This is a genomic window from Streptomyces sp. NBC_00878 (genome assembly GCF_026341515.1).
Classification (GTDB): domain Bacteria; phylum Actinomycetota; class Actinomycetes; order Streptomycetales; family Streptomycetaceae; genus Streptomyces.
Window position 1 is genome coordinate 4636221 of the sequence record NZ_JAPEOK010000001.1, and the last position, 25899, is coordinate 4662119.

20 protein-coding genes are annotated in these 25899 nt (G+C 71.1%); 8 read left to right on the top strand and 12 right to left on the bottom strand.

Going from position 1 to position 25899, the window contains the following annotated elements:
* Positions 1-2 precede the first annotated feature (2 nt).
* Together OHA11_RS19450 and OHA11_RS19455 are read right to left on the bottom strand one after the other, a co-directional pair.
* Positions 3-1157: an acyl-CoA dehydrogenase gene (locus tag OHA11_RS19450; protein ID WP_266498043.1), complete on the bottom strand. Its 1155-nt coding sequence runs from the start codon at positions 1155-1157 to the stop codon at positions 3-5.
* Positions 1158-1170: 13 nt separating this feature from the next.
* Positions 1171-2364, bottom strand: a complete 1194-nt coding sequence (locus OHA11_RS19455; protein ID WP_266498046.1) for an amidohydrolase family protein — start codon at positions 2362-2364, stop codon at positions 1171-1173.
* A 303-nt stretch (positions 2365-2667) separates the two neighbouring features.
* Here OHA11_RS19455 and OHA11_RS19460 point away from each other — a divergent pair, with 303 nt between their 5' ends.
* Positions 2668-4179: a class I adenylate-forming enzyme family protein gene (locus OHA11_RS19460; protein ID WP_266498047.1), complete on the top strand. Its 1512-nt coding sequence runs from the start codon at positions 2668-2670 to the stop codon at positions 4177-4179.
* Here the strand turns inward: OHA11_RS19460 and OHA11_RS19465 are convergent.
* Together OHA11_RS19465 and OHA11_RS19470 are read right to left on the bottom strand one after the other, a co-directional pair.
* Positions 4158-4670, bottom strand: a complete 513-nt coding sequence (locus OHA11_RS19465) for an EF-hand domain-containing protein (protein ID WP_266498049.1) — start codon at positions 4668-4670, stop codon at positions 4158-4160. The two genes, OHA11_RS19460 and OHA11_RS19465, sit on opposite strands and share 22 nt — an antisense overlap.
* 211 nt (positions 4671-4881) lie before the next feature.
* Entirely contained in the window at positions 4882-5292 is a 411-nt protein-coding gene (locus tag OHA11_RS19470; RefSeq protein WP_266498055.1) for an STAS domain-containing protein, read from the bottom strand.
* A 415-nt stretch (positions 5293-5707) separates the two neighbouring features.
* Here OHA11_RS19470 and OHA11_RS19475 point away from each other — a divergent pair, with 415 nt between their 5' ends.
* Entirely contained in the window at positions 5708-6289 is a 582-nt protein-coding gene (locus tag OHA11_RS19475) for a sigma-70 family RNA polymerase sigma factor (protein ID WP_266498057.1), read from the top strand.
* Positions 6286-7689, top strand: a complete 1404-nt coding sequence (locus OHA11_RS19480) for a zf-HC2 domain-containing protein (RefSeq protein WP_266498059.1) — start codon at positions 6286-6288, stop codon at positions 7687-7689. Before OHA11_RS19475 ends, OHA11_RS19480 begins: the two co-directional genes overlap by 4 nt.
* A 193-nt stretch (positions 7690-7882) precedes the next feature.
* Here OHA11_RS19480 and purU read toward each other — a convergent pair whose 3' ends face one another.
* Positions 7883-8749 carry a formyltetrahydrofolate deformylase gene (gene purU, locus OHA11_RS19485; protein WP_266498061.1) on the bottom strand — a complete coding sequence of 289 codons (867 nt, stop codon included), beginning with the start codon at positions 8747-8749 and terminating at the stop codon, positions 7883-7885.
* A gap of 172 nt (positions 8750-8921) precedes the next feature.
* Positions 8922-9422 (bottom strand): hypothetical protein, encoded by a 501-nt coding sequence (locus OHA11_RS19490; protein ID WP_266498063.1) that lies wholly within the window; start codon positions 9420-9422, stop codon positions 8922-8924.
* Between the two features lie 117 nt (positions 9423-9539).
* Here OHA11_RS19490 and OHA11_RS19495 point away from each other — a divergent pair, with 117 nt between their 5' ends.
* Entirely contained in the window at positions 9540-10835 is a 1296-nt protein-coding gene (locus OHA11_RS19495) for an ABC transporter substrate-binding protein (protein WP_266498066.1), read from the top strand.
* An 88-nt stretch (positions 10836-10923) separates the two neighbouring features.
* Here the strand turns inward: OHA11_RS19495 and OHA11_RS19500 are convergent, their stop codons facing one another.
* Positions 10924-13152, bottom strand: coding sequence for a hypothetical protein (locus tag OHA11_RS19500; protein ID WP_266498069.1), 2229 nt, complete (start codon positions 13150-13152; stop codon positions 10924-10926).
* A 281-nt stretch (positions 13153-13433) separates the two neighbouring features.
* The gene (locus tag OHA11_RS19505) at positions 13434-14819 is read right to left on the bottom strand and encodes a transcriptional regulator (RefSeq protein ID WP_266498070.1); all 1386 of its coding nucleotides are present in this window, start codon (positions 14817-14819) and stop codon (positions 13434-13436) included.
* A 379-nt stretch (positions 14820-15198) separates the two neighbouring features.
* Between OHA11_RS19505 and OHA11_RS19510 the strand changes: the two genes are divergently transcribed.
* The 3 genes from OHA11_RS19510 to OHA11_RS19520 all read left to right on the top strand — a co-directional run bounded on the left by OHA11_RS19510 (position 15199) and on the right by OHA11_RS19520 (position 18398).
* Positions 15199-15858 carry a bifunctional DNA primase/polymerase gene (locus OHA11_RS19510; protein ID WP_266498072.1) on the top strand — a complete coding sequence of 220 codons (660 nt, stop codon included), beginning with the start codon at positions 15199-15201 and terminating at the stop codon, positions 15856-15858.
* A 105-nt stretch (positions 15859-15963) separates the two neighbouring features.
* Positions 15964-16758, top strand: coding sequence for an ABC transporter ATP-binding protein (locus OHA11_RS19515; protein WP_266507292.1), 795 nt, complete (start codon positions 15964-15966; stop codon positions 16756-16758).
* Positions 16755-18398, top strand: a complete 1644-nt coding sequence (locus tag OHA11_RS19520; RefSeq protein WP_266498073.1) for a transporter — start codon at positions 16755-16757, stop codon at positions 18396-18398. The genes OHA11_RS19515 and OHA11_RS19520 overlap by 4 nt, the downstream gene beginning before the upstream one ends.
* A gap of 145 nt (positions 18399-18543) precedes the next feature.
* On the opposite strand, the gene OHA11_RS19525 is transcribed toward OHA11_RS19520, so the two are convergent.
* Both OHA11_RS19525 and OHA11_RS19530 read right to left on the bottom strand, forming a co-directional pair.
* The gene (locus OHA11_RS19525; protein WP_266498075.1) at positions 18544-19599 is read right to left on the bottom strand and encodes an alpha/beta fold hydrolase; all 1056 of its coding nucleotides are present in this window, start codon (positions 19597-19599) and stop codon (positions 18544-18546) included.
* Between the two features lie 760 nt (positions 19600-20359).
* Positions 20360-21052 (bottom strand): metal-dependent transcriptional regulator, encoded by a 693-nt coding sequence (locus OHA11_RS19530; RefSeq protein WP_266498078.1) that lies wholly within the window; start codon positions 21050-21052, stop codon positions 20360-20362.
* A 283-nt stretch (positions 21053-21335) separates the two neighbouring features.
* Between OHA11_RS19530 and OHA11_RS19535 the strand changes: the two genes are divergently transcribed.
* Positions 21336-22091, top strand: coding sequence for an SIS domain-containing protein (locus OHA11_RS19535; RefSeq protein WP_266498081.1), 756 nt, complete (start codon positions 21336-21338; stop codon positions 22089-22091).
* Between the two features lie 325 nt (positions 22092-22416).
* Here OHA11_RS19535 and OHA11_RS19540 read toward each other — a convergent pair whose 3' ends face one another.
* The gene (locus OHA11_RS19540; RefSeq protein WP_266498084.1) at positions 22417-23823 is read right to left on the bottom strand and encodes a PAS domain-containing protein; all 1407 of its coding nucleotides are present in this window, start codon (positions 23821-23823) and stop codon (positions 22417-22419) included.
* Between the two features lie 648 nt (positions 23824-24471).
* On the bottom strand, positions 24472-25572 hold the full coding sequence (locus OHA11_RS19545; RefSeq protein WP_266498086.1) for a citrate synthase 2: 1101 nt from the start codon (positions 25570-25572) through the stop codon (positions 24472-24474).
* Positions 25573-25899: the final 327 nt, after the last annotated feature.

Sequence of the window (25899 nt, forward strand, 5' to 3'; positions counted from 1 at the left end):
GGTCACCGCCCCTTCGGGAGGCCCAGGATCCGTTCGGCCACGATGTTCCGCTGGATCTGCGAGGTGCCGGCCGCGATGGTGTACGAGAGGGACGACAGCCGGTCGAGCGTCCACCGGCTGTCGAGGTCGAGCGCCTCGGGGCCGAGGACCTCCGCCGCCGCGTCGTACAGCTCCTGCCGCGCGCGCGAGTACCTCAGTTTGAAAACCGAACCCCCGATGCCCGGCACTCCGCCCGCCCGCTCCGACTCGCTGACGTTCCACTGCGTGAGCCGCCACAGCGCGCGGAACTCGGCATTGAGACGACCGAGCCCGCGGCGCAGCACGGCGTCGTCCCAGCGGCCGTTCTTCCGCGCCTCGCGGGCGAGTTCGCCGAGGACGCGCCGGCAGGCCACCACCTCGCCCACGAAGGCCGTACCGCGCTCGAACGACAGCGTCACCATGGTCACGCGCCAGCCGTCGTTCTCCGCACCGACCCGGTTGGCGACGGGCACCCGCACCTCGTCGAGGAACACTTCCGCGAACTCGGTCGAGCCCGCGAGCGTACGCAGTGGACGTACCGTGATCCCCGGCGCGTCCATCGGCATCGCGAGCCACGAAATCCCCCGGTGCTTGGGCGCCTTCGCATCCGTCCGCACCAACAGCTCGCACCAGTCGGCGACTTCCGCGTGGGAGGTCCAGATCTTGGAGCCGCTCACCACGTAGTCGTCGCCGTCCCGCCACGCGCGCGTGCGCAGCGCCGCGAGGTCCGAGCCGGCGTCCGGCTCGCTGAACCCCTGGCACCACACCTCCTCGCCGCGCAGCACGGGCGGCAGCCAGCGCGCCCGCTGTTCGGCGCTCCCCTCGGCCGCGATGGTGGGCCCGGCGTGCAGCAGTCCGACGAAATTGGCCCCTACGTAGGGCGCGCCCGCGTTTTCCGTCTCCTCCAGGAAGATCAGATGCTGCGTGGGCGTGGCCCCGCGGCCCCCCGCGTCGATGGGCCAGTGAAGCCCCGCGTACCCGGCGTCGTACAGCGTGCGCTGCCATCCGAGGTCGTACGCGCGCCTGCCGGGCCAGTCGTCGGGCGAGGGCTTCGGAGGCAGCCCGGGGAGCACCTTGGCGAGCCACTCCCGCAGCCGCCCCCGGAAGTCCTCCTCCTCGGGCGTGTAGGAGAGGTCCATTACTTGAGGTCCATCACTTGTCGAGGTCCAGGCTCAGCATGCGGATGGCGTTCCCGCGCATCAGCTTGTAGACCGTCTCGTCGTCGAGGCCCTTCACATGGTCGAGGGCGACCTCCTTGGTGTGCGGGAAGGTCGAGTCGACGTGCGGGTAGTCGGTCTCGAAGGTCGCGTTGTCCCGGCCCACCACGTCCAGCGACGCGACGCCGTGCTTGTCGCGGAAGAAGCAGCAGAAGATCTGCCGGTAGTAGTAGGTGGAGGGCGGCTCGGGGATCAGGTCCCTGACCCCGCCCCAGGCCCGGTGCTCCTCCCACACGTCGTCGGCGCGCTCCAGGGCGTACGGGATCCAGCCCATCTGCCCTTCGGAGTAGGCGAGTTTGAGCTGCGGGAACTTCACCAGCACCCCGCTGAACAGGAAGTCCATCATCGAGGCCATGGCGTTGTTGAAGCTGAGCGAGGCCTGAACGGCGGGCGGGGCGTCCGGGGACGCGGCGGGCATCTGGCTGCTGCTGCCGATGTGCATGTTGACGACCGTGCCGGTCTCCTGGCAGACCGCGAAGAACGGGTCCCAGTAGCCGGAGTGGATGGACGGCAGCCCGAGGTGGGTCGGGATCTCGGAGAAGGTCACGGCCCGCACTCCCCGGGCCGCGTTGTGCCGGATCTCGGCGACCGCGAGGTCGATGTCCCAGAGCGGGATGATGCACAGCGGGATGAGCCGGCCGCCGCTGTCGCCGCACCACTCCTCGACCATGAAGTCGTTGTACGCGCGCACGCAGGCCAGCGCGACCTCCTTGTCGTGCGCCTCGGCAAAGGTCTGCCCGCAGAACCGCGGGAAGGTCGGGAAGCAGAGCGAACCCTCGACGTGGTTCGCGTCCATGTCCTTGAGCCGCTCGGCCGGATCCCAGCACCCCGGCCGCATCTCCGCGCGCGTGATGCCCTCAAGGGTCATCTCGTCGCGGTCGAAGCCGACGGCGGCGATGTTGCGCTTGTACGGGAACTTGAGGTCCTCGTAGATCCACCAGTCGGTCGGCGGCCCGTCCGGGTCCATCGTGATCCGGTACTTGCCCGCCACGTAGGCGAGTTCACCGATCCCGGCCGTCAGCGGCTTGGGCCCGCGGTCCTGGTACTTCTTCGGCAGCCAGGTCTCGAAGAGGTTCGCGGGCTCGATCACATGGTCGTCGACGCTGATGATGCGGGGCAGTTCGGTCATGAGTCCCCTCCGCCTTGGCCAACTGCAAGTATCTGACGGACCGTCAGTTATCGGCCCCTTAGAAGGCTAGCCCCGCACCCCTGGACCGACAAGCCACCTGGCTCTACGCTCTCCAGCCAATCTGACTACCCGTCAGCCAAGGCGAGTGAGCCGAAGGGGCGCGCCTGTGTCGAGATGGCTGGGGCCCCCGGACGGAGTCTGGGGGAGCGCGGAGGCCCGACGAAGGAGGGTCGAGCACGATCGCCGTCTCGACACAGGCTTCTGCGCCCCGGAGGCGAACCGAGCCGCAAAAAAAGGGGCCGCATGCCTACCGACACCGCACACGCACTGGGCGCCTCCCGCACCTTCTGGGAACTCGTCGAGCGTCGCGCCGCGCTCACCCCCGACCGCCCCGTCCTCCTCCAGGACGACCGCACGCTCACCTTCGAGGAGCTGCGCGCGGGCGCCGAGCGAACCGCGGCCGGTCTCCACGACCTTGGCGTACGCCCAGGCACGGTGGCCGCCTGGCAACTGCCGACCCGCATCGAGACGGTCGTGCTCGCGATGGCACTGGCCCGGCTCGGGGCCGTGCAGTCCCCGGTGATCCCCTTCTACCGCGACCGCGAAGTCGCCTTCGCCGTACGGGAGTCCGGGGCCGCCCATTTCGCCGTACCGGGCGAGTGGCGCGGCTTCGACCACACGGCGATGGCGGAACGCATCGGCGCACGCGGCGTCTTCGAGGCGTACGACTCCCTCCCCGAAGGGGACCCGTCCGTGCTGCCCCCGCCGCCCACCACCGGCACGGACGTGCGCTGGATCTACTGGACCTCCGGGACGACGTCCGACCCCAAGGGCGTACTGCACACGGACCGTTCGCTGATCGCCGGCGGCTCCTGCCTCGCCCACGCGCTACGCCTGTCGGCCGACGACATCGGCTCGATCGCGTTCCCCTTCGCGCACATCGGCGGCCCCGACTACCTGGTCATGCTGCTGCTGTACGGGTTCCCGGCGGTCCTCTTCGAGAAGTTCGCGCTGCCGGACGCCCTGGAGGGCTATCGCAAGCACGGGGTGACGGTGGCGGGCGGTTCGACGGCGTTCTACTCGATGTTCCTGGCCGAACAGCGCAAGCGGCCGGGCACCAGACTCATCCCCACCCTGCGCCTCCTCGCGGGCGGCGGAGCGCCGAAGCCGCCCGAGGTCCACCACGCCGTCGTACGCGAGATGGGTGTCCAACTGACCCATGGATACGGCATGACCGAGGTCCCGATGATCACGATGGGCTCGCCCGACGACTCCGAGGACAACCTCGCGACGACCGAGGGAAGGCCCCCGGAGGGCATGGAGATACGGATCATGGACGGGGAGGTGCACCTGCGCGGAGAGGCCGTCTGCCAGGGCTACTTGGACCCCGCGCAGACGGCGGAGGCCTTCGACGAGGACGGCTTCCTGATCACCGGCGACCTCGGACACCTCACACCCGGCGGCCATCTCGTCCTGACCGGCCGCCTGAAGGACGTCATCATCCGCAAGGGCGAGAACATCTCGGCGAAGGAGATAGAGGACCTCCTGCACCGCCACCCGGCGGTCGACGACGTCGCGGTGATCGGCCTGCCGGACGCGGAACGCGGCGAGCGGGTCTGCGCGGTGATCGAACAGCAGGCCGCGACCCCGGAGTTGACCCTGCAGTCCCTGACCGCCTACCTACGCGCGGAAGGGCTGTCCGTGCACAAGCTGCCGGAGCAACTGGAGGTGGTGGACGCCCTTCCGCGCAACGAGACCTTGCGGAAGGTGCTCAAGTACAAGCTCAGGGAACGCTATTCGGGCACCGTGAAATAGCGGGCGAAGGCGCTCACGATCTCCGGCTCGGTGACCCGGCCGTCGGCGTCCGTGTCGAGCGCGCCGGCCGCGGCGGCGGCGATGGTCTCGGGCGTACCGAGGGCCTTGAGGGCCCGCGCGATCTCGTCCACGGTGGCCACGGCGTCCCCGTCGCCGTCCGCGATGGCGAGCGCCGCGTCCAGGAAGGGGCGGGCGATCTCGGCGAACCGGTCGGGGTTGTCCCGCAGCCGCTTCACCGCGCCGCCCACGAACTCCTCGCGGGTGATCCGCTGGTCGCCGTCCCGGTCCGCAATGCCGGCCATGCCCTGCCAGAAGGCCTCCGCGCCGATGTAGAGGGCCTGGCCCTTGTCGGACCGGGCCGCGATGCCGAACTCGGCGAGCAGCGCCTTGGTCGCCGCGTTGAAGTCCTCGCGGTCGATATAGCCGTTGCCGTCCTGATCGAAGGTGGCGAACCGCGCGGCGATCTTTCGCTCGTACTCGGTGCTGACCATGTCTTTTCGGGCCGCCTTACATCACGTGGGTACGTCTGGCAGGAGCGTACGACGAGCGGGCCCCCCGGGGAGCGGGAAAACGACCCTTGTGCCAAGACCGGGGGAAATCCGCGACAACGGCGTCACGGAGTCACGGAGTCACGGAGTCACGGAGTCACGAGACGATCTTCCCCGTACGTGACCCCGCATGTGACCCCGCACGTGACGGGAATCACGCCGACAGAGACCCCGGCTCGTCGTCGACGGCGGCGTCGACATCGGGATACACGTCGAAGAGCCGACGTACGCCGAGGGCGCCGAGCACCCGGTTGACGTGGGCCCCTCCCCCAATCTCGAATTCACTCGATCGGGAGGTGCCCCCATCGGCCCCCTGCACGGGCAGGATCAAGCGGAGGCTCCCCTGACAGGAGCGGATGAGCCGCCGGGTGGCGATCAGCACCCCGACGCCACTGGAGTCGCAGAACAGGACTCCGGAGAGATCGAGGACAAGTCGGTGCCGTCCCTCGGCCACGGCGTCGTGCACGCGCTGCCGCAGCACCGGTGACGTCACCAGATCCAGTTCGCCTGACACCCGGAGCACGGCCCAGCCGCCCTGCTCGCCGTCGGTCACCCTGAGCGTCACACGCCTGCCTCTCGCTCGACGTTGTCGGACCCGGACGGCCCGACGACGTCGGACCGGAAACGGAAACGGAAGCGGAAGTGGTGCTGTCACTTCCCTGGTGCGCGGCTGCCCCACCCTCACTCCATGAAACACCGGATGCCGCATCGAATCGTGCCCCAGTTGGGCTGTTTCGTTCGAGAACGGTCTAGTACGGTCAAGCCTGATCAGACTGACCTAGGCAGCCACACGCACAACGTGACGAGCCGCACGCACAGTGTGATCAGGGCACTACCACCCACGGCCCCGCGAGGGGCGCGCATTGCCACAAAGGGGCGTGCACGGCCAGGGGTGCCGACTACATTCGGAAGGAAGCCGGAGAGGAGAATCCGGTGGACACAGGGACAGGCGCACCGCACGACCGGGGTGAGGGGGCCGCATGACCAAGAAGGACGCGCCGCCCCGCTGGGACCGCAAGATGCAGCAGCGGCTCGCACGCGGGGAGGCGGCCGCGCTCGGTGAGCTGTACGACCGATTCGCTTCGCTCGTGCACGGTCTCGCCCATCGTGTGCTCGGAGACGAGCGAGCCGCCGACGGCGTCACCCGCGAGGTCTTCGCCCACGTCTGGGAGAACCCCGAGACATACGACCCCAAACAGGGCCCTCTGCGCTCCTGGGTCGCCACGCTGACCCACCGCCTCGCCGTGCAGCGCCTGCGCGCGACGGAGACCGCCGCGCTCGCCGGCGGCGGCCCGGGCAGCACCGAGGAACTGGAGCGCAAGGTCCGCCGCGCCTCGGTGGCGGCCCGCGCCGACTACATCGTCCAGTCGATGCCCACCCCACTGCACGCGGCCCTGGAGCTCGCCTACTTCCAGCGCCGCGACTACCGACAGACCGCCGTCGACCTCGGCGTCACCGAGGACGAGGCCCGCCGCCGCCTCCGCCTGGGCCTCCAGCTCCTGTCCACGGCCAACGACACCGGCCCGTCCGGGGCACCGCCCGAGTACGGGGGCGCCCGATGAAGGGCACGAACCCCTTCGAGGCACACGACGACGGGTACGCGGACAAGCCGGACCCGGCGGAAGACCACACAGGCCGAACGGGCCCCCAGAAGGACACCCCCGGACCAGACAGCTCTCCGGGCGCCCCGCGCACCCCGCACGGCCCGGGCGGCCCGACGGGCCCGAGGCCCCCGGAACCCCCCACCCCCACCCCCACCTCCCGCAACCCCGACGAGCCACCGCGCATACCGATGCCACGCTCGTCCATCGAGGACACGGGCCTCCCCCTCCCCGCTCCCACCCTCACCCCGCTCCTCCTCGACCACCGGGTCCTGAAGGCCCTGCTCGGCGCCTGGGCGCTGGCGGCCTGCTCGCCCGAGGAGGCGGCGGCCGTCGAGGACCACCTGGGCACCTGCGGCGCGTGCGCGGACGAGGCCCTGCGCCTGCGCGACGCGGTGGGCCTCCTGCACCCGCCGGAAAGCCTCGACCTGGACCCCACCCTCCGCACCCGGATCCTGGAGGGCTGCCTGGACCGCCGCCCGCCGCGCATCCCGGTCCCCGAATGGGCAACGCCGTACGACGCGGAGACGGCCCGCCTGGACGCCCTCCTCCAGGACATCGGCGACGCGGAGTGGCACGCCCCCGTACGCCTGCGCTGGTTCGAGGGCGACGAACAGACCAGCCGCCGCACCACCGTCGCGGGCGTGATCGCCCACCTCCTGACCGTGGACGGCCTGGTCGCCGTGACCCTGGGCCTGGACGACCCCCTGGAAGCCCCGGCGGACACCCCCACCCCGGCGGCCCGCACGGAGGCCTACTGGACCGCCTCCCACTTCCCGCCCACCCGTTCCGTACGCGGGCCCTGGCGCGAGCAGGCCCACAACCTGGTCCGCACGGCGGCCTTCGCGGGCGGAGGCTCGGGCCGCCTCCCCGTCTCGTACGGCGCCTTCGAACTCCCCCTCCGGGACGCGATGCTGGACCGCGCCTTCGAGACCTGGGTCCACGCGGGAGACATCGCCGAAGCGGTCGACTACCCCTACGAGCCACCGTCGCCCCGCCACCTGCACGCGATGATCGACCTGGGCGCCCGCATGCTCCCCATGGCCCTGGCCGCCCGCCGCCAGGCCGGCCTCGCCACCCCCGGCCAGACCCGCCACCTGGTCCCGGCGGGCACCCCCGGCCGCAGCCTCCGCCTGGAGATCGAGGGCCTGGGCGGCGGCGAATGGCTCATCCCCCTGGACTCCCCCGGCGCACTGGCCTCCCCCGACCACGAGGTGGCGCACATAGCCCTGGACGGCGTCGAGTTCTGCCAACTGGCCGCGGGCCACGTCTCCCCGGCAGAGGCGGCAGCGGGCCAGCTGGGCGACCGAGAAGCCATCCGCGACGTCCTCTTCGCGGCAGCATCACTGAGCCGCATGTAGCGCGCAAGCCGCCCCCCGGCCCGCACCCGCCCCACACACGGGAGCGGGCCGTGCCGGTACGTCGAAAGTCCGCCGCATACGGCTCCTCCAGGAACGGTCTTCCTCGAAAGCCAACAGCCGTATACCCCGCCGCGGCGGACTCGACGTACCGGCGCGGCCCGCGCCCCCACGACAACGCAGGGCGCGACGCACCTCAGTCAAAAACGACGGTCCGCCGCCCGTTCAACAGAATCCGCCGCTCCGCATGCCACTTCACGGCCCGAGCCAGCGCCTGGCACTCCACATCGCGCCCCACAGCGACCAGCTGCTCCGGCGTGACCTGGTGCCCCACCCGCTCGACCTCCTGCTCGATGATCGGCCCCTCGTCGAGGTCGGCCGTCACATAGTGCGCGGTGGCACCGATGAGCTTCACACCACGAACGTGCGCCTGGTGGTACGGCTTCGCACCCTTGAAGCTGGGCAGGAACGAGTGATGGATGTTGATGATCCGCCCGCTCAACTGCTTGCAGAGATCATCGGAGAGCACCTGCATGTACCGCGCGAGCACCACGAGCTCGACGCCCTTCTCCCGCACCAGCTCAAGCAACTGCGCCTCGGCCTGCGGCTTATTGTCCTTGGTGACCGGAATGTGGTGGAACGGCACATCGTACGAAGCCACGAGTTCGGCGAAATCCGTGTGATTGGACACCACGGCCGCGATCTCGACGGGCAACGCCCCGATCCGCGCCCGGAACAGCAGATCGTTCAGGCAGTGCCCGAACCTGCTGACCATGAGCACGATCCGCATCTTGTCCTCGGCCCGGTTGAGCTGCCACTCCATCTGAAAGGAGTCACCGATCGCCGCGAAGCTGGCCCGCAGCTTCTCCACCGTCACCGGCGGCTCCGCCGAGAAGTGGACCCGCATGAAGAACAGCCCCGTGTCGTGGTCACCGAACTGCTGGCTGTCCTCGATGTTGCACCCGGTCATGAAGAGATAACTCGACACGGCGTGCACGATGCCCTGCTTGTCAGGACAGGAAAGCGTAAGGACGTACTGCTCGGGCGCGACCTGCTCGTTCATGCACGCCAGGGTCCCATAAATCAGCCAGCACCGAACACGCGCCCTTTAGGGGCGCGGGGAACGGCGCGACAAGCCCACACCCACCCGCACCCGCCCACGCAGGAATTCACCCACCCCCATAGGCGCCCACCCCACCGCCGGAGGCATACGCGCCCACCCCACCGCCGGAGGCCTACGCGGACCGAGTCATGATCTGCAGGACCTCGAGCGTCCGAGGCGCAGCATCGGGATCCTCCCCGTCACTCACCGCCATCCGCACGTGCGCGTCCCGAGCGGCCCGCACAGCCTCGGGCCACCCCTGATGTTCGAGATACACGGAGACAGCGGCATCAGGCCCCACCTGATGCATGATCCGCAGCACCCGAAGCACGGCGCTGTCGACGAGCGCCGCCTCCTGCGAGTCCCGGAAGATCGTCCCCACGTATTTCTCGGCGGACCAGTTGTCCAGCCAGGTGTCCTCGACGAGGCGATAGACGGCGTCGGTGACATCCCCGTACCCGTCGACCCCCGCGAGCCAGACCCCTCGCTGGAACTCGGTGTCGGAAAGCATGTGCAGCGCGGAGCGCACATTGCTGCGCCAGCGCCACCACGGCATATCGTTCAGTGGCATGCCGCCCATGGTGGATGAGCGACGCCCGCGACGGGAAGAGTTCTCCGAACCTTGCACGGTCACCGATCGTACGTTCTCGGCGAATCGCCCCGCCTCGCACCCCGGTGTTCACCTTCACGTCACCGAGCATTGACCAAGGGTCACACAGGCCGTAGTCATGTAACGGAATCGTGCGTGTCCATGACCGGTCGGCGACCCACCCGCACCTTCCTCCCCGCCCACCATCGTCCCGCCAAGGCCAGAGTGCTGTTCGCGGGCGCGTTGGCGGCGTGTGCGTCGCTGGCCGTCGGATGTGGTGTCGTCCCCGGTACCACGGGGGGTTCCGGGGACGGCACCATCACGGTCATGACGTGGGCGCCCCAGGACACGAAGGCGACCAACAAGCCGGGCATGCCCGCCATGGCCCTGGCGTACGCGCGCTGGATCAATGCCAAGGGCGGCATCAACGGCCACAAACTCAAGGTCCTCACCTGCAACGACCACAACGACACGGTGTCCGCCGCCAACTGCGCCCGCCGCGCGGTCGACGAGAACGCCGTCGCGGTCGTCGGCTCGTACAGCCAGCACGCCCGCTCGTTCTTCTCCCCGCTGGAAGCGGCCGGCATCCCGTACCTCGGCGGGTACGGCGTCACCGACGACGAGTTCACCAGCCCGCTCTCCTACCCGGTCAACGGCGGCCAGCCCGCCCTCCTGGCAGGCCTCGGCCAGCAGCTCGCCGCCAACTGCGGACCCGTCACCCTCGTACGCCCCGACACGATCGCCGGTGACGAGCTGCCGGTCCTGCTCGACTCCGGTCTGACCGCCGGAGGGCACTCGGTCGCCGTCGACCAGCGGGCCGCCGAGGACGCCACGGAGTACACGAACCACGCCGAGCAGGCGCTGCGGCGCGTGACGTCGGACCCGACGGAGGAGGGATGTGTGGTGCCCGCGCTCGGGGACCGCACGGGCACCTTCATGGACTCGTTCCGGCGTGCCCGCGAGGACTACCCGACGGTGCGGACGGCGTCCGTGCTGGGCAGCGTCGACCAGTCGGTGATCGACTCGACGGGCAACGCGTACGAGGGGTCGTACGTCACCGGCTGGTACCCGGCATCGCGCGACAAGCGGTGGAAGCCGATGCAGGACGTCATCCGCCAGGAGGCCTTCGGCGACAACCGGATCGACACGGCCGACCCGGGAGTGCAGACGACCTGGGTCGCGTACACGGCGCTGAAGAAGGCCATCGAGTCCCTGGGCGACGGCGAGGTGTCCTCGCGGACGCTCCGGCGGACGCTCGACGACGGCTTGAAGATCACCACGGACGGGCTGACGCCCACGCTCAGCTGGAGCTTCGACAACCTGACCGCGGCGAGCGGCTTCCCCCGGCTGGTCAACTCGGACGTGTCGTTCCAGGTGGTACGCAAGGGCCAACTGGTCTCGGCCCGCAAGGGGTTCGTGAACGTGTCGAAGGTGCTGGAGACAACGGACGCGTCCTGACGGCGCCGACACCGGCCCTGCCGAATCGGCCGGAAACCGACCCCGTCGAATCGGTCGGACGCCGCCCCCGCCCCGAACCAGTCGCCCGTTACAGCTGGCCGGGCTGGCGTTCCGTCAATCCGTAGGTCTGGGCGATGGTGTTCCACAGCTGCGCGGCCTTGGCCTTCTGCGTGGTCGCGATGCCGCTCTGGCGGTTGCCCGCCGCGGTCTGGCCCGTGGCGCGGGCCTGCCCCTTGTTGCAGCCCTTCTTGCCGGCGACCTGGCCGGCCCAGGCGGCGTAGTGGTTGTCCGCCGCGGCCGAGGCCTTCCACGCGCTGTTGAGCGCGGTGGTCAGCCGAGCGTGGTCCGGCAGCTTGTCGACCGAGAGGGCCGCGAGGCTGGTGACCAGTCCGTCGCGCTGCTTGGCCGCGTCGCGCAGATCCGTGGCGGCCTGGGCGAGGTTGGCGCACTTGCGTACGTTGTCGACGGCCTTGACCACCGAGTCGCGGCTGTCGCCGCTGTCCGCCAGGAGCTTGTCCAGGGCCACGGCCTGCTCCTTGGCCGGGTCGGCGCCCCCGGAGCCCGATTCGCCCGTGGCGGGCGCGGTCGCCGCCACCGGCTTGTTGTCGTCGCCCTTGTCGTCTCCGCCGCCGCTGAGCAGGGCGCCCGCGCCGATGCCGAGTACGGCGATCCCGACGCCGACCGCGGCGATGACGGGCACGCGGGAACTAGTGCGGCCGCCACGGCCGTTGTCACCGTCCCCCGCGCCTCGGCGTCCACCACGACCGGCGGGACCGGACGGACCGGCAGGACCGGCAGGACCGGCCGAACCGGGGAAGCCGGCCGGTGCGCCGCCCGGGCCGCCCAGCCCGACGGGACGGCCCGGGGTGCCGAAGCCGGACGCGGCGCCCAGTCTTACTTGCGGCTGCCTTGCCCGGGGCAGCTGCTGCGTGGAGCCTCCGGCGTCGCCGGCGTCGGCCCGGAAGAGGTTGTCGAACTCGGCCGGCGGCTGCTGCTGCCGGTCCTCCGGTACACCCGCGCGCGCCCCGTACGGCGCCGCGCCCGGCTGGGCCGGGACGGGCGGGATGAACTGCGTGGGCTGGGCGTCGGGGTCGACGGCCGGAGGCAGAGGTCCGGCTCCGCTTCCCCCGGACGTCGGCCCCGGCCCGTCCTGCCGGGCCCGGCCGAGGAACCGGGTGGATTCGGCGGACATCGACGCGGGTGACGACGCCCCTGCGGCGGGCATCTCGGGCGGCAGCGCACCGGGGCCCACGGGCGGGAGGAACTGCGTGGCGCCCTCGTCCACGGCCGGCGCGGCGGGGACCGGCGGCAGAAACTGGGTCGCACCCTCATCCATGGGAGCGGCGGGCGGCAACGCACCGGCACCGGCTCCCGTACCCACACCGGCACCGGCACCGGCACCGGCACCGGCGGGCGGTAGTGGTGCGGCGGTCTGGCCGCCGGAGGCGTACGGCACCGGCGCCTGGCCGCCAGAGGCCTGCGGGTAGCCGTAACCGCCCGGAGCCTGCGCCCCGGCAGAACCCTGTGGCTGGGCTTGGGCCTGTGCGCTGTCGGGCGCGTACATACCCGGAGTCTGCGGAGTCTGCGGGGCGCCGTACCCGTTCGTCGGCGTGCCCTCCTGCGGGAGAGGTGTCGCGCCGTCCGACCGCTGGTCGGGCACGGAACCCGGTCCGGCGGCCTGCGGGCCACCCCAGGCGGCGCCCGCGCCGTGCGTCCCGTACGGGGCGGCCGGCGCGGCGTACTGCGACGACTGTCCGGCGTACCCGCCTCCGCCCTGCGCGCCGGAGCCGGGAGCCGACCCGTCCCATCCGGGAGTCTGAGCTGCCGGACCGCCTTGACCTCCCTGGCCTCCCTGGCCGCTTTGGCCTCCCGGACCCGAAGGGGTCGTGTTCCAGCCGGACGTCTGTGCGCCCCCGGCCGGCGGCGGGGCGGTCCAACTCGAAATCTGCGGGGGCGCGTCCTGGGCCGGGGCGCCCGAAGCCGCAGCGGCCCCGCCCGCGTCGGCGGGCCGCGTGCCCCAGCCGGGCGCCTGCGCACCCTGGCCTTGGCCTTGACCTTGACCTTGGCCGCGACCTTGCCCCTGGTCCTGGCCCGCATTACCCCACTCGGGGGCCGGTGTCCAACCCGGTCCCGGCTCCGGAGAGGTCCCCGGAGCGGGCCCCGGTCCCCACGGCTGGTCCCAGGCCTGGCCGCCCGCCGGGATCGCGCGGTCGCCCGTCTGGCCCGGCAGGAGGGGTTCGCCGCCGTCGGACGGCAGCACGATGCCTTCGCGCGCGGGCCGCGCCGAGGGCTCGTCGCCCTGTCCGTTGTGCGTCACCGGGACTCCTACGAATGGGGGACCTTCGGAATCGTCGGTTCACGCTACCGGGTCCCCCCAACCCGGTGCCACGCAGCACAGGACGTGACGCCCGTCTCCGGGGGCGGCAGTAACGAAACCGCCCCCCAAGACGCTGTTTATGCCTCCTTTCGCCCCACAACCCTTCAGTTCACCCCGCGTTCACGCCCGCGTACCCGTGTCTATCCGCGTACCGCGTACCCGCGTACCGCGTACCCGCGTACCCGCGTACCCGCGAGCACCTAAGTCCTAGGCCGCCGCTCCTAGGCCGCCGCCTGCAACTCCATGCGCGCCCCGAACTCCCGTACCACCGGCTCGTCCCGGTACGGCTCCAGGCGCTGCTGGAGGTCGTCCAGGTACTCCGCCCCGCGGTTCGACCGCAGGGTGCCGAGGAGTTCGACCGCGCGCAGACCCGTGTGGCAGGCCTCCTCGATCTCGCGCTGCTGGACCTGCGCGGTGGCCAGCAGTACGTACCCGATGGCGCGGCGCCTCGCCCGCGACTCGGGGTGCCCGGCGAGGGACTCCGACGCACACCGCGCGGCCGCCTCCGACTGCCCCAGGTCACGGTGGCAATGCGCCAACTCGTCGGCCAGATAGGCCTCGTCGAAGTGCGCGATCCACCGCGGGTCGTCGCCGGACTCCGGATCGGCCTGCTCCAGCGCCGCCACGGCCCGCCCGGACGCCGCCTGCGCCGAGCGCGCGTCACCCATCAACGCGTGCCCCCGCGCCTCCGCGGCGTGGAACATCGACTCCGCGCGCGGTGTGACCCGCCCCCGCGCGCCCTCCTGTGCCGCGCGCGCCAACTGCGCGATCTCCCGCGGATTCCCGAGCTGCGCCGCGAGGTGGCTCATGGACGCGGCGAGCACGTACCCGCCGTACCCGCGGTCGCCCGCGGCCTGTGCGAGCCGCAGCGCCTGGATGTAGTAGCGCTGCGCGAGCCCGGGCTGTCCGGTGTCGATCGCCATGTAGCCGGCCAGCTCCGTCAACCGCGCGACCGCCGCGAAGAGTTCACGCCCGACCGCTTCCCGGTACGAACCAGCCAGCAGCCCGGACACGACACTGTTCAGGTAGTGCACGACGACCGGGCGTACGTGCCCGCTGCCGTACTGATGGTCGAGGTCGACCAGCGCCTGGGTCATCGCGCTCACCGCGGCCACGTCGGACTGCCCGACCCGGGGCCCGGCGGCACGCGACACCTGCGCGTCCGGCGAGGAGATCAGCCAGTCCCGGCTCGGCTCGACGAGCGCGGAGGCCGCGACGGAGGAGCCGGACAGGAAGTCCCGCCGCCCCACGTCGCTGCGCCACAGCTCGCAGACCTGCTCGATCGCCCCGAGGACGGTCGGCGAGAACTGCAAGCCCACCCCGGAGGCGAGGTTCTTGCCGTTCGCCATGCCGATCTCGTCGATCGTGACGGTCCGGCCCAGCTTGCGGCCGAGCGCCTCGGCGATGATGGCGGGCGCCCGCCCGCGCGGCTGCTGACCTCGCAGCCAACGCGCCACGGACGTCTTGTCGTAGCGCAGATCGAGACCGTGCTCCGCGCCGCACATGTTGACCCGGCGGGCCAGCCCTGCGTTGGAACAGCCCGCTTCCTGGATGAGCGCCTGCAGTCGTTCGTTCGGCTGCCGCGCGACGAGAGGCCTTGCGGCCATGGCGTACCCCCTGTGGCTGCGGTGCCTGCCCACGCACCGAGTTGACGAGTCCTCAGCGGCCGGGGCCTCCCGCACCCGTGAAGAGAACGAAAAGATCCGGCCTCGAAGATCAATGCCCCGCGGATATACCGAAGATGCGAGACATGTGAGGATTGCCGGGGTAAAGGCTGCTGCCTGCCCCTCCGGTGGCTACCCCGCACCCGCTGCCGCCTCCCATGCGCGCCCCCACAGATGCATCCATGCGCCCCACATGTGGAATCGGTGCTCCTCCCCCGCGCGCGCAGGAAAAACGGTGCAAGCCCGAAGGGCTTTCCCAAGAAGGGCGGTGGTGGGAGACGGGTGGGCGTAACCCCTGGTGGGTGGGGGAGTTGAGTTCAGCGTGGAAGAGACGATCGCAGGCACCCAGACCGCCCAGATCCCGAAGCAGCGAGGCGAATCGCTGCAGGACACCGCCGTGCGCTATGCCGAGGAGCGCCATTGGGACGTGTTCCCAGGCACTTGGCTGGAAGCCGTCGACGGGGTGCAGCGCTGCTCGTGCGGCGAGCCCTCGTGCGCCGTGCCCGGCGCGCATCCGGCGCGTGAGGACTGGGCGACGCAGGCCACGGGCAGTGCGACCGTCGCGCGCCGACTGTGGGCGAAGCAGCCGTCGGCGTCGATCCTGTTGCCCACGGGGCGGACTTTCGACGCGATCGACGTTCCTGAGACCTCGGGATTTCTCGCGCTCGCCCGGATGAGGCGGATGGAGCTGACGCTCGGGCCGGTGACGTGCACGCCGGATCGGCGGATGCAGTTCTTCGTGCTGCCGGGTGCTGCCGTGAAGGTGCCTGATCTTGTACGGAAGCTGGGGTGGCCGCTCACCTCTCTTGATCTGAACGTGCTGGGGGAAGGGACGTATGTGGCTGCGCCGCCTACGCGGTTCGGGGCGCGGGGGGCTGTGCAGTGGGCCTGTCGGCCGACTCCGGCGAATCGGTGGCTGCCGGACGCTGAGGAACTGATCTCGCCCTTGGCTTACGCCTGCGGGCGGGACGCTCGTCGGTAGTGCGCCGTTCGACTCTGGCGTGATCTGCCGCCTGCGGGTCCGTAGGGGCTGAGCGCTCCCCTGAAGGGGCGCCCCTTGTCGGACCCGACCCGTATCGTGCCCTTCATGGTGGAGGGAGTGCGGGTGAATGACGCGGTGGCCGTGCGGGTGCGGGGGCTCTGGAAGCGGTTCGGGGAGCAGGTTGCCGTCGCGGGGATCGATCTGGAGTTGCCCGCGGGGCAGTTCATCGGGCTGGTCGGACCCAATGGGGCGGGGAAGACCACGACTCTGTCGATGGTGACCGGGCTGCTGCGGCCCGATCAGGGGTCCGTCGAGGTCGTCGGACACGACGTGTGGCGCGACCCCACGGAGGTCAAGGCCCGGATCGGTGTCCTGCCCGAGGGACTGCGGCTCTTCGAACGGCTCTCGGGGCGGGAGCTCCTCGCGTACACCGGGCGGCTGCGCGGACTGCCCGGTGCCGAGGTCGACAAGCGGGCCACCCAGCTGCTCGACGTGCTCGACCTGGCCGGGGCGCAGCACAAACTCGTCGTCGACTACTCGACCGGCATGCGCAAGAAGATCGGGCTCGCGGCGGCCCTGCTGCACAACCCGGAAGTGCTGTTCCTGGACGAGCCGTTCGAGGGCGTCGACCCGGTTTCCGCGCAGACGATCCGCGGGGTCCTGGAGCGCTACACCGCCTCCGGCGCGACCGTCGTCTTCTCCTCCCACGTCATGGAGCTCGTCGAGTCGCTGTGCGACTGGGTCGCCGTGATGGTCGCGGGCCGTATCCGCGCCCACGGCCCACTCGCCGAGGTGCGCGGCGAGGCACCCTCCCTCCAGCAGGCCTTCCTCGAACTCGTCGGGGCGAACGGCCGCGACACCGGCTCCGACCTCGACTGGCTGGGCGGCGGCGCCCGATGAGCGCCGGGACCGGGACCGCGACGACGGCCTCCACTGCCTCGCCCGCCTCCGTCACCCCCGTCACCTCTGTCGTCGTACGGCTGAAGCTGTCGCTGCTGCGCAACGGGCTGCGGCAGTCGGCGGGGCGGCGGGCCGCGTACGTGGCGTCGCTCGTCGTCGTGCTGCTGTTCGCCGCGCTCCAGCTCATCGGCCTGATAGCGCTGCGCGGCAACGCCCACGCGATGAACGTGACGGTGCTGATCACCGCCGTAGTGGCGCTCGGCTGGGCCGTGATGCCGCTCTTCTTCCCCGGCGGCGACGAGACCCTCGACCCGACCCGCCTGGTGATGCTGCCGCTGCGCCCACGCCCGCTCGTACGCGCGCTGCTGGTGGCCTCGCTGGTCGGCATAGGGCCGCTGTTCACGCTGTGCCTGCTCGTCGGTTCGGTCGTCGCGATGGCGCACGAGGCGGCGGCGTACGTCACCGGGGTCGTCGCGGTCGCCCTCGCGCTGCTCGTCTGTGTGGCCCTCGCGCGGGCCGTCGCCACCGCCAACATCCGGCTGCTGACCAGCCGCAAGGGGCGCGACCTGGCCGTACTGAGCGGTCTGGTGATCGCGGTGGGCGCGCAGGTCGTCAACTTCGGGGCGCAGAAGATCGGTTCGTCCGGCCTGTCCACGCTGGACCCGACGGCCAACGTGCTGCGCTGGGTGCCGCCCGCGTCGGCGATCGGCGCGGTGGACTCCGTCAGCGAGGGCTCGTACGCCGTCGGAGTCGCCCAGCTCGCGCTGAGCGGCGTGGCACTGGCGGCGCTGCTGTCCTACTGGCAGCGGAGTCTGACCCGGCTGATGACCTCGCCGGACGGCTCGACACTGCAGACCGCCGAGCCCGCGCGGGACAAGGCGGGCCGCTCCTCCGGACTCGGCCGGCTGCTGCCCGCGGGGCGCACGGGCACGGTCATGGAGCGCAGCCTGCGGTACGTGTGGCGGGACCCGAAGACGAAGGCCGCGTGGGTGACCTCGCTCGCGATCGGCCTGATCGTGCCGCTGTTCAACGCGCTGCAGGGCACCGGCTCGATCTACTTCGCCTGCTTCGCGGCAGGCATGCTCGGCATCCAGATGTACAACCAGTTCGGGCAGGACACGTCCGCGTTCTGGATGGTCGCGATGACGATCTCGTCGACCCGGGACGCGTATGTCGAGCTGCGGGCACGGGCGTTGGCACTCCTGGTGATCACCCTTCCGTACGCGGCCCTCGTGTGCGTCCTGACGACGACGTTGCTCGGCGACTGGGCGGCGCTGCCCGAGGTGCTCGGCCTGTCGTTCGCGCTGCTCGGCGCGATGCTGGCGACCGGGGCCTGGTCCTCCGCCCGCTTCCCGTACTCGATTCCGCAGGAGGGCTACAAAGGCGTGGCCCCCGGACAGGCGGGCCTCGCCTGGATCTCGATCTTCGGCGGCATGATCGCGGCGGCGCTCCTGTCCGCTCCCGTCATCGCCCTCACCATCTGGCTGAACGTCTCATCGGGCGGCGACGACTGGATGTGGCTGCTGCTGCCGATCGGTACGGCTTATGGAGCGGCGATCACCCTGGCGGGCCTGCGCCTCGCCGCGCCGCGAACGGCACGGAGGCTGCCGGAGATCCTCGCGGCGGTGAGCAAGGGCTGACCGACCGGGATGTGGACCCGCGCCCCGTTCAGGGGCGCGGGGAACTGCGCATCTTTCAGGGGCGCGGGGAACTGCGCGACCAGCCCCCGCCGGGCCGCGGACAAGGGACAACCGCAGTTCAACGGCGCTCGATTTTCCAGGCGGCCTAGCGAATCGCCTCGTCCAAGAACGGCTCAACCGCCGCCCGCCAAGCCTCCGGCTGGTCGTAGTGGACGAGATGCCCCGCATCGGCCACCTCCGCGTACTGCCCGTTGGGCAGGACGCGGACCATCTCCTGGGACTCGGCCCGGCCGAGCTCGCCGTCGAGCCCACGCACCACGAGCGCGGGGCACTGAACCTGCGTCAACTCCTCCCAGTGCGCGTCGTACACCCAGGTCTCGCGGGACTTGAGCATCTGCTCGGGCTCGAAGACGGGCCGCCAGCCGTCCGGCGACTCGGCCATCACCTCGGCGTAGAACTCACCGCGCGAGGGGTTCGGGCGCTCCACCCAGGGGTCGTCCTCGCCGAACCACTTCCGGACGTCGGCGAGTGTGGCGAACGGGACCGGCCAGGCCTTGAACCAGTGCTCCCACTCACGCTGCGAGGCCGCTCCCAGCGCCGAGGCCCGCATGTCGCAGATGACCAGGCCGCGCACGAGGTCGGGGCGCTTGGCGGCGAGCTGCCAGGCGGTCAGGGCGCCCATGGCGTGGCCGATGAGGACGGCCGGGCCGAGGTCCAGCTGTTCGAGGGCCGCCTCGGCGTCCTCGACGTACGCGTCGCGGGTGTAGGACGCCTCGGGCGGCTTGTCGCTCTGGCCGTGGCCCCGTTGGTCGAGCGCGACGGCGCGATGCCGCTCGGAGAGCCAGCGGGCGGTGGGCGCCCAGTGCGAGGCCCGGCCCATCAGGCCATGCAATAACAGCACGCCGGGTGCACGCACGACCTCCCCGGACGCGATCCCGGCCCCCGCGCCGGTTCCGGCCCGCGCCCCGGTTCCTGTCCCGGTCCCGGTTCCGGTTCCTGTCCCGGTCCCGGTTCCGGTTCCTGTCCCGGTTCCTGTCCCGGTTCCGGTTTCCGTCCCGGTCCCGGTCCCAGTCCCAGTCCCAGTCCCAGTCCCAGTCCCGGAAGGATCGCCCCTGGGGGGATCGATCTTGGGCGGATCGGCGAACTCCCAGGCGGCGAGGCGTACGCCGCCCGCACCGCTCACGTCGATGCGCCGCACCATACGTTGGCACCCCCCTTGATCCGCTCAGCCGGGTCGTCCCGCACGAGCCGGCCGGTCCACTCGTCACGCTCGTCGTACCGGTGCTCCTGCTGGTTGTTCCTGCGTCATCCGTAGTGGATCCGTCACTCATACGCTATCGAATGCGCATTCGAAAATGGGGTCCTTGGCGGCAACACCCCTCCTTCGAGTGACCTCGCGCAAGGATTGACCGCCGCCGCCGAGGGGAGATCTTCAACGGGAGGCGGGCCGCTCGGGGAAAACGGTCCGAGGGGAATGACCCTGGGAGCTCGGGGCTCCGGGTCAGCACAGGGGAGGACAGGCCCCGGCGCCTCAGGGCGCCGGGGCCCTCCTCATGTCCGCGGCACATCCTCCCGCCCCCTCCCCGACCGCGTATCGGCGCCGCTGCCGCCACGGTCAAGAGCCCTCAGGTCATATGCCTCTCGCGACAGCCTCGCACGCAAACGGTCCGGCCGCTGCGATTCCGCGCACTGAATCTTCGTTTCTGACGCAACCACGAGGTGGGACAACTGGGGTTTGTGTTAAGGGAGTTGAGGGTGGGTAATCAATTGGGCGGGGCACCACGAGGGTGCCCCTGTTTCAGGGGCACGGGGCTGTGACATTTGCGGCTCCGCCGCGATGGGGGTCCCCCCGCTCATGGGGGTCCCCCCGCTCGAGCGAAGCCGAGAGTGGGGGAGAAGCCGAGAGTGGGGGAGCGACCAGCCCCCACCACCCGCAGACGAACAACGCTCCCGGCGGAGCGCTACCGCTTGGCCACGAACACGTGGGACGCAACATCGGACTGCAACTCCGCAGCCTCGCCCCCGCTGCCCACGAGCACCCCGCCCGCGGACTCCGTCACACTGACGACGGACCCGGGCTGCACGCCCGCCCTCCGCAGCGTGTACATCAACTGCGCGTCCGTCTGGATCGGCTCACCGATGCGACGGACGACGACCGTCTTGCCGTCGAGCCCGGGATCGAGATCGGCCAGCGACACCATGCCCGCGTCCAGGAAGGGATCCGCCCCGTCCTTCTCGCCCAGCTCCTCCAGGCCCGGGATCGGGTTCCCGTACGGCGACTCGGTGGGGTGGCGCAGCAGTTCGAGCACGCGGCGCTCGACCGCCTCGCTCATCACGTGCTCCCAGCGACACGCCTCGGCGTGCACCTGCTCCCACTCCAGACCGATCACGTCGACGAGCAGGCACTCGGCGAGGCGGTGCTTGCGCATCACGCGCGTGGCCAGCCGGCGGCCCTCCTCCGTGAGCTCCAGGTGCCGGTCGCTGGCGACCGCGACCAGGCCGTCGCGCTCCATGCGCGCCACGGTCTGGCTGACCGTCGGCCCGCTCTGGTCCAGCCGCTCGGCGATCCGGGCGCGCATGGGGACCACACCTTCCTCCTCCAGCTCGAGGATGGTGCGGAGATACATCTCCGTGGTGTCGATCAGTCCGGACATACGTGCCCCTCGATTAGCTCTGCCGGAGGCTGGGTGGCTCACCGGCGTGTGCGCTGGCCCTGGCACCAATTCTGACGCATCCCACTGACAACCGTGCCGCGCAGGTGAAACCACGTGGTGACGAGTGCCCGCGCGAACGGCCGGGCCATGGGCCCGGCCCGGCGGGAAAGGGGCCCTCAGGACCCAGTGTCGCCCCTGCCGACCGTATTGACACAGCGCTGGTCCAGACCGCAACGTGATCCGCGACACGACGGGGAACAGACAGGGAAAGAGGGCTCCGCGCATGGGCGACAGCAAGCTGGCCGGGCAGTTCTTCGACGCCGCGATCGGCCTGTTGCAGCGGGTGCGGGACGAGGAGGCCGGGACCGTCGAGGCCGCCGGGACGCTGATCGCCGACACGGTCGCCGACGGCGGACGGCTCTTCGCGTTCGGCGCCGGGCACTCCTCGCTGGCCGCGCAGGACCTCGTGTACCGGGCGGGTGGGCTCGCGCTGATGAACCTGCTCGCCGTGCCGGGCGCCGTCGGCGTGGACGTCATTCCGGCGACGCTGGGCTCCGCGCTGGAACGGGTCGACGGCCTGGCGAGCGCCGTCCTCGACTGCAGCCCGGCCCGCTCCGGCGACGTACTCGTGATCGTCTCCCTCTCCGGGCGCAACGCCCTCCCCGTGGAGATGGCGATGCACGCCCGCGCCCTGGGCCTGAAGGTCATCGGCGTCACGTCGGTCGCGTACGCCTCCGAAACCACGTCCCGGCACTCCTCGGGCACGTATCTGAAGGACCACTGCGACGTCGTACTCGACTCGAAGATCGCGGTCGGCGACGCCGAACTCACCGTCGACACCGTCCCGGCGCCCTTCGCGCCCGCCTCCACGGTCGTCACGTCGGCACTCCTCCAGGCCGTCATGGCCACGGCGGCGGGCACCCTCGCGGACCGCGGCATCGAGCCGCCACTGCTGCGCTCGGGGAACGTGGACGGCGGCCACGAGTGGAACGGCCGCATCTTCGAGGAGTACGCGGACCGGATCTTCTACCAGCGCTAGGGGGCTTCTGATGGATCTCCGTGGGGAAGGAGCGGCGTTCGGTGCGTTCTCTGGGGGTCCCCCCGGCCGAAGGCTGGGGGAGTGCCGGGCACAGACCCGCGTACTGGACGTACTTGGGTCTGTGCCTGGTGCGGCGAGAGGACGTGCCGGGCGTCGCGACGCCGCGGAGATCCATCAGAAGCCCCCTAGCCGCGAAGCGCTCCGCGGGATGGGCCGTGGCAGGACTCCGGGCCGGTCGTGGCTGATCGCGCAGTTCCCCGCGCCCCTGAAAGACGGGGCTGCGCCCCTGTCTTTCAGCCCGTCCGGCGAGCGCCCCAACGCCCCCTCAGCCCCGCCCCTCCAGCGTCTCCCCCAGATCCAGCGCCGCAGCGATCCGTACGGCGACATCCTCCGCGTACGCCGCATCGGCCCGCTCGAACTGCGTACGACTGGCGCCACGCAGGAACGTAACGACACCCAACGTCCGCCCCCGACTGCGCAGAACCGCGCAGAGGGCGTGGACGGAGTCCGCGGGCCACTGCCGGGCGACGGCCCACTCACGCGCCCGCTCGGGCTCACTCGCCCCCGCCCCGGCCCGCGCCGCCCCCGCACTGGCCCGTACGGACCCGATCCGCTCGACACACTGGAGGGCCGGATGCCCGTCGGCATACCGCACGGGCAGCCCCGCACGGCCCGCGGGAAGGCTCGGGCCCGGTGCCCCGGAGGGCGTGGCGGCGGCCCGTACGAGCCGGACCGGACCCTCGCCGTCCGGTACGGCACCACCGGCCACCCGGTCGATCAGCGCGTGGTCCGCGAAGCCGGCCAGCGCGAAGTCGAGGTGGACGCTCGCCGCCTCGGCCGGGTCCTCGCACTCGGCGGCGGCCCGCGCGGCCCGGTGCAGCTGGTTGGTCCTGAACCGCAGGAGCGCCGCCTCCTGCTCGGTCTGCTTGCTCTCGGTCACGTCCTGGAAGAGCCAGCCCACACCCAGCGGAACCGGTTCTTCCGCGAGGGGCGAGGCGAGCCGCAGGAAGCCGCTGCGCCAGCACCGCCGCTGCTCGCCCTCGGCGGTCCGCACGGTCACCCACATTTCGGCGGGCGCCGGCGGGGCACCCTCCGCGAGGACGTGCGTGAGCGCGCTCTCCAGCTCCTCCACGCCCTGCGCGAGCAGCTCGCCGAGGGGGCGCCCCAGTACGGCCGTACGCCCCGTACCGAGCGCGCGCGCCGCGTGCGCGTTGACCACGGCGGGCCGCAGGTCGGCGTCGACGAGCACGACGCCCCAGGAGGCGTCGTCGAACAGCGCCTCGCTGAGCGCGATCGACCGCTCCAGATCGATCTGCGCGTGCACCTCGCTGAAGGCGCAGTACACCCCGGCCGGCTTCCCGTCGGGACCCGGCACGGCGGCCGACTGGGTCCGTACGAGCACCCGGCCGCCCTCCTTGGTGAGCAGCGCGAACTCGTGGACCTGCCGTCCGGGCGCCTGCATCGCGGACAGCAGCCGACCCTCGACCTCCTCGGCGTCCGCGGGCCGTACGGCCCAGCCGGCGAACCCCTGCCGGCCGACCGCCTCGGCCGCGGTCCAGCCGAGAATCCGTTCCGCCTCCCGGTTCCAGTGCGTCACCACTCCGTCGGCGTCGAACGCGCACAGCGCCGCGTCCATCCCGTCGAGCAGAGCGGCGAGCAGATCGGCCCCGTCCCGCTCGGGCTCCTGCGGCCCGAGCTCGTCCGTGGTCCCACTACGCCGGGAAGCACTCACCTGGCACCCCCTGCAGGCCGTGTCGGCGTGTCCTGCGCGGTATGCCCGCGCGTCTGTTCACTCACTACGCATCACTCACTAGGAATCATTCAACTCGAACGTGACGCAGCCCACATCTGGTTCCCACAAGATTGGGGAAATCGTTGTGTGCGGACGCTTCGGCGTTCGGATCGATCACCGGGTACGTCCTGCGGCGGGCCCGTTGCGGGGTCGGTGACGGTAGTCGCGCGACTCCGTAGGGTCGCCGTTCCGAAAATCGGTTGAGGGATGGGGATCCGGTTCCTAGTGTGTGTCGCACGCCGAAAGGAGGTGATCGGGTACATGTATGAAACCCGGACCAGCGAGGTGGCTGCGGGCTAGCGGCCCGTCACCACATCCAGTGCGGTGCCGGACCAGCGCGTGAGACGAGCGTGCGGCCGGCCCAATCTCAGCAGTCACCCGACCCGTGAGCTCGCCGGTAAGTCCGGCCGGCTCCCTCGCCGCGAGGCGGAGGGACCAGAGCTCACGGGTCGTCTGCGTTTCGCGGGCCTGTGAGGTGTGAAGTGAGGGTGTGGCGGCACCCCACCTGGGGCACCGCCACATAGGCCGTACACACATGGGCCGTACGCACATAGGCCGTACGCACATGGGCCGCGCACACATGTGAAATCAGTGGGCGATGTCCTCGTAGCCCTCGATCTCGTCCGGGTTGCGGGTGCTCGGGCCCACATAGCGGGCCGAGGGCCGTACGAGGCGGCCGGTGCGCTTCTGTTCCAGGATGTGGGCGGACCAGCCGGCGGTCCGGGCGCACGTGAACATCGAGGTGAACATGTGGGCGGGGACCTCGGCGAAGTCGAGGACGATGGCGGCCCAGAACTCGACGTTCGTCGCCAGGACCCGGTCCGGGCGGCGGGCGTGGAGCTCGGCGAGAGCGGCCTTCTCCAGGGCCTCGGCGATCTCGAAGCGGGGCGCGCCCAGTTCGCGGGCGGTACGGCGGAGCACCCGCGCGCGGGGGTCCTCGGCGCGGTAGACGCGGTGGCCGAAGCCCATCAGCCGCTCACCCTTGTCGAGGGCCTGCCTGACGTACGCCTCGGCGTTGCCGGTGCGCTCGATCTCCTCGATCATGCCGAGGACGCGGGAGGGGGCGCCGCCGTGCAGCGGGCCGGACATGGCGCCGACGGCGCCCGAGAGGGCAGCCGCCACGTCCGCGCCGGTGGAGGCGATGACGCGGGCCGTGAAGGTGGACGCGTTCATGCCGTGCTCGGCGGCGGACGTCCAGTAGGCGTCGACCGCTGCCACGTGTTTGGGGTCCGGTTCGCCGCGCCAGCGGATCATGAAGCGTTCGACGACGGACTGCGCCTTGTCGATCTCGCGCTGCGGAACCATGGCGTTGCCCTGGCCGCGGGCGGACTGGGCGACGTACGACAGGGCCATGACGGCGGCGCGGGCGAGGTCCTCGCGGGCCTGCTGCTCGTCGATGTCGAGGAGGGGACGCAGGCCCCAGACGGGGGCGAGCATCGCCAGCGCGGACTGGACGTCCACGCGGATGTCGCCGGAGTGGACGGGGATCGGGAACGGCTCGGCGGGCGGCAGGCCGGGGTTGAAGGCGCCGTCGACCAGCAGCCCCCAGACGTTGCCGAAGGAGACGTGGCCGACCAGGTCCTCGATGTCGACGCCCCGGTACCGCAGGGCGCCGCCCTCCTTGTCCGGTTCGGCGATTTCCGTCTCGAAAGCGACGACTCCCTCGAGTCCGGGTACGAAGTCGGACATCAGGCGGCTCCTCATGATGTGTGCGACAGATGATTTCGGAGTGTTTGCGAGGGTGCTCGTGGTGCGGAGTGCGTGTGGTGTGCGTGGTGCGGAGTGCTCGTGGTGCTCGTGGTGCTCGTGGTGCTCGTGACCAAGCGTCTGCGATATATCGGCGATACGTCTGTGGTGGGTGCTGGTCGTCCGGTTCCGCGGTCGCCTCGTGGACTCGCGTCCGTACGTCACCCCGGTGATGCCCAGTCCGGATGGCGGTCACCCAACCGTTTCGGAAGCAGGACGATATCCCTTGGTGTCACCTTTGGGGAGAGGTAGCGGCACCGGGTGCCACGC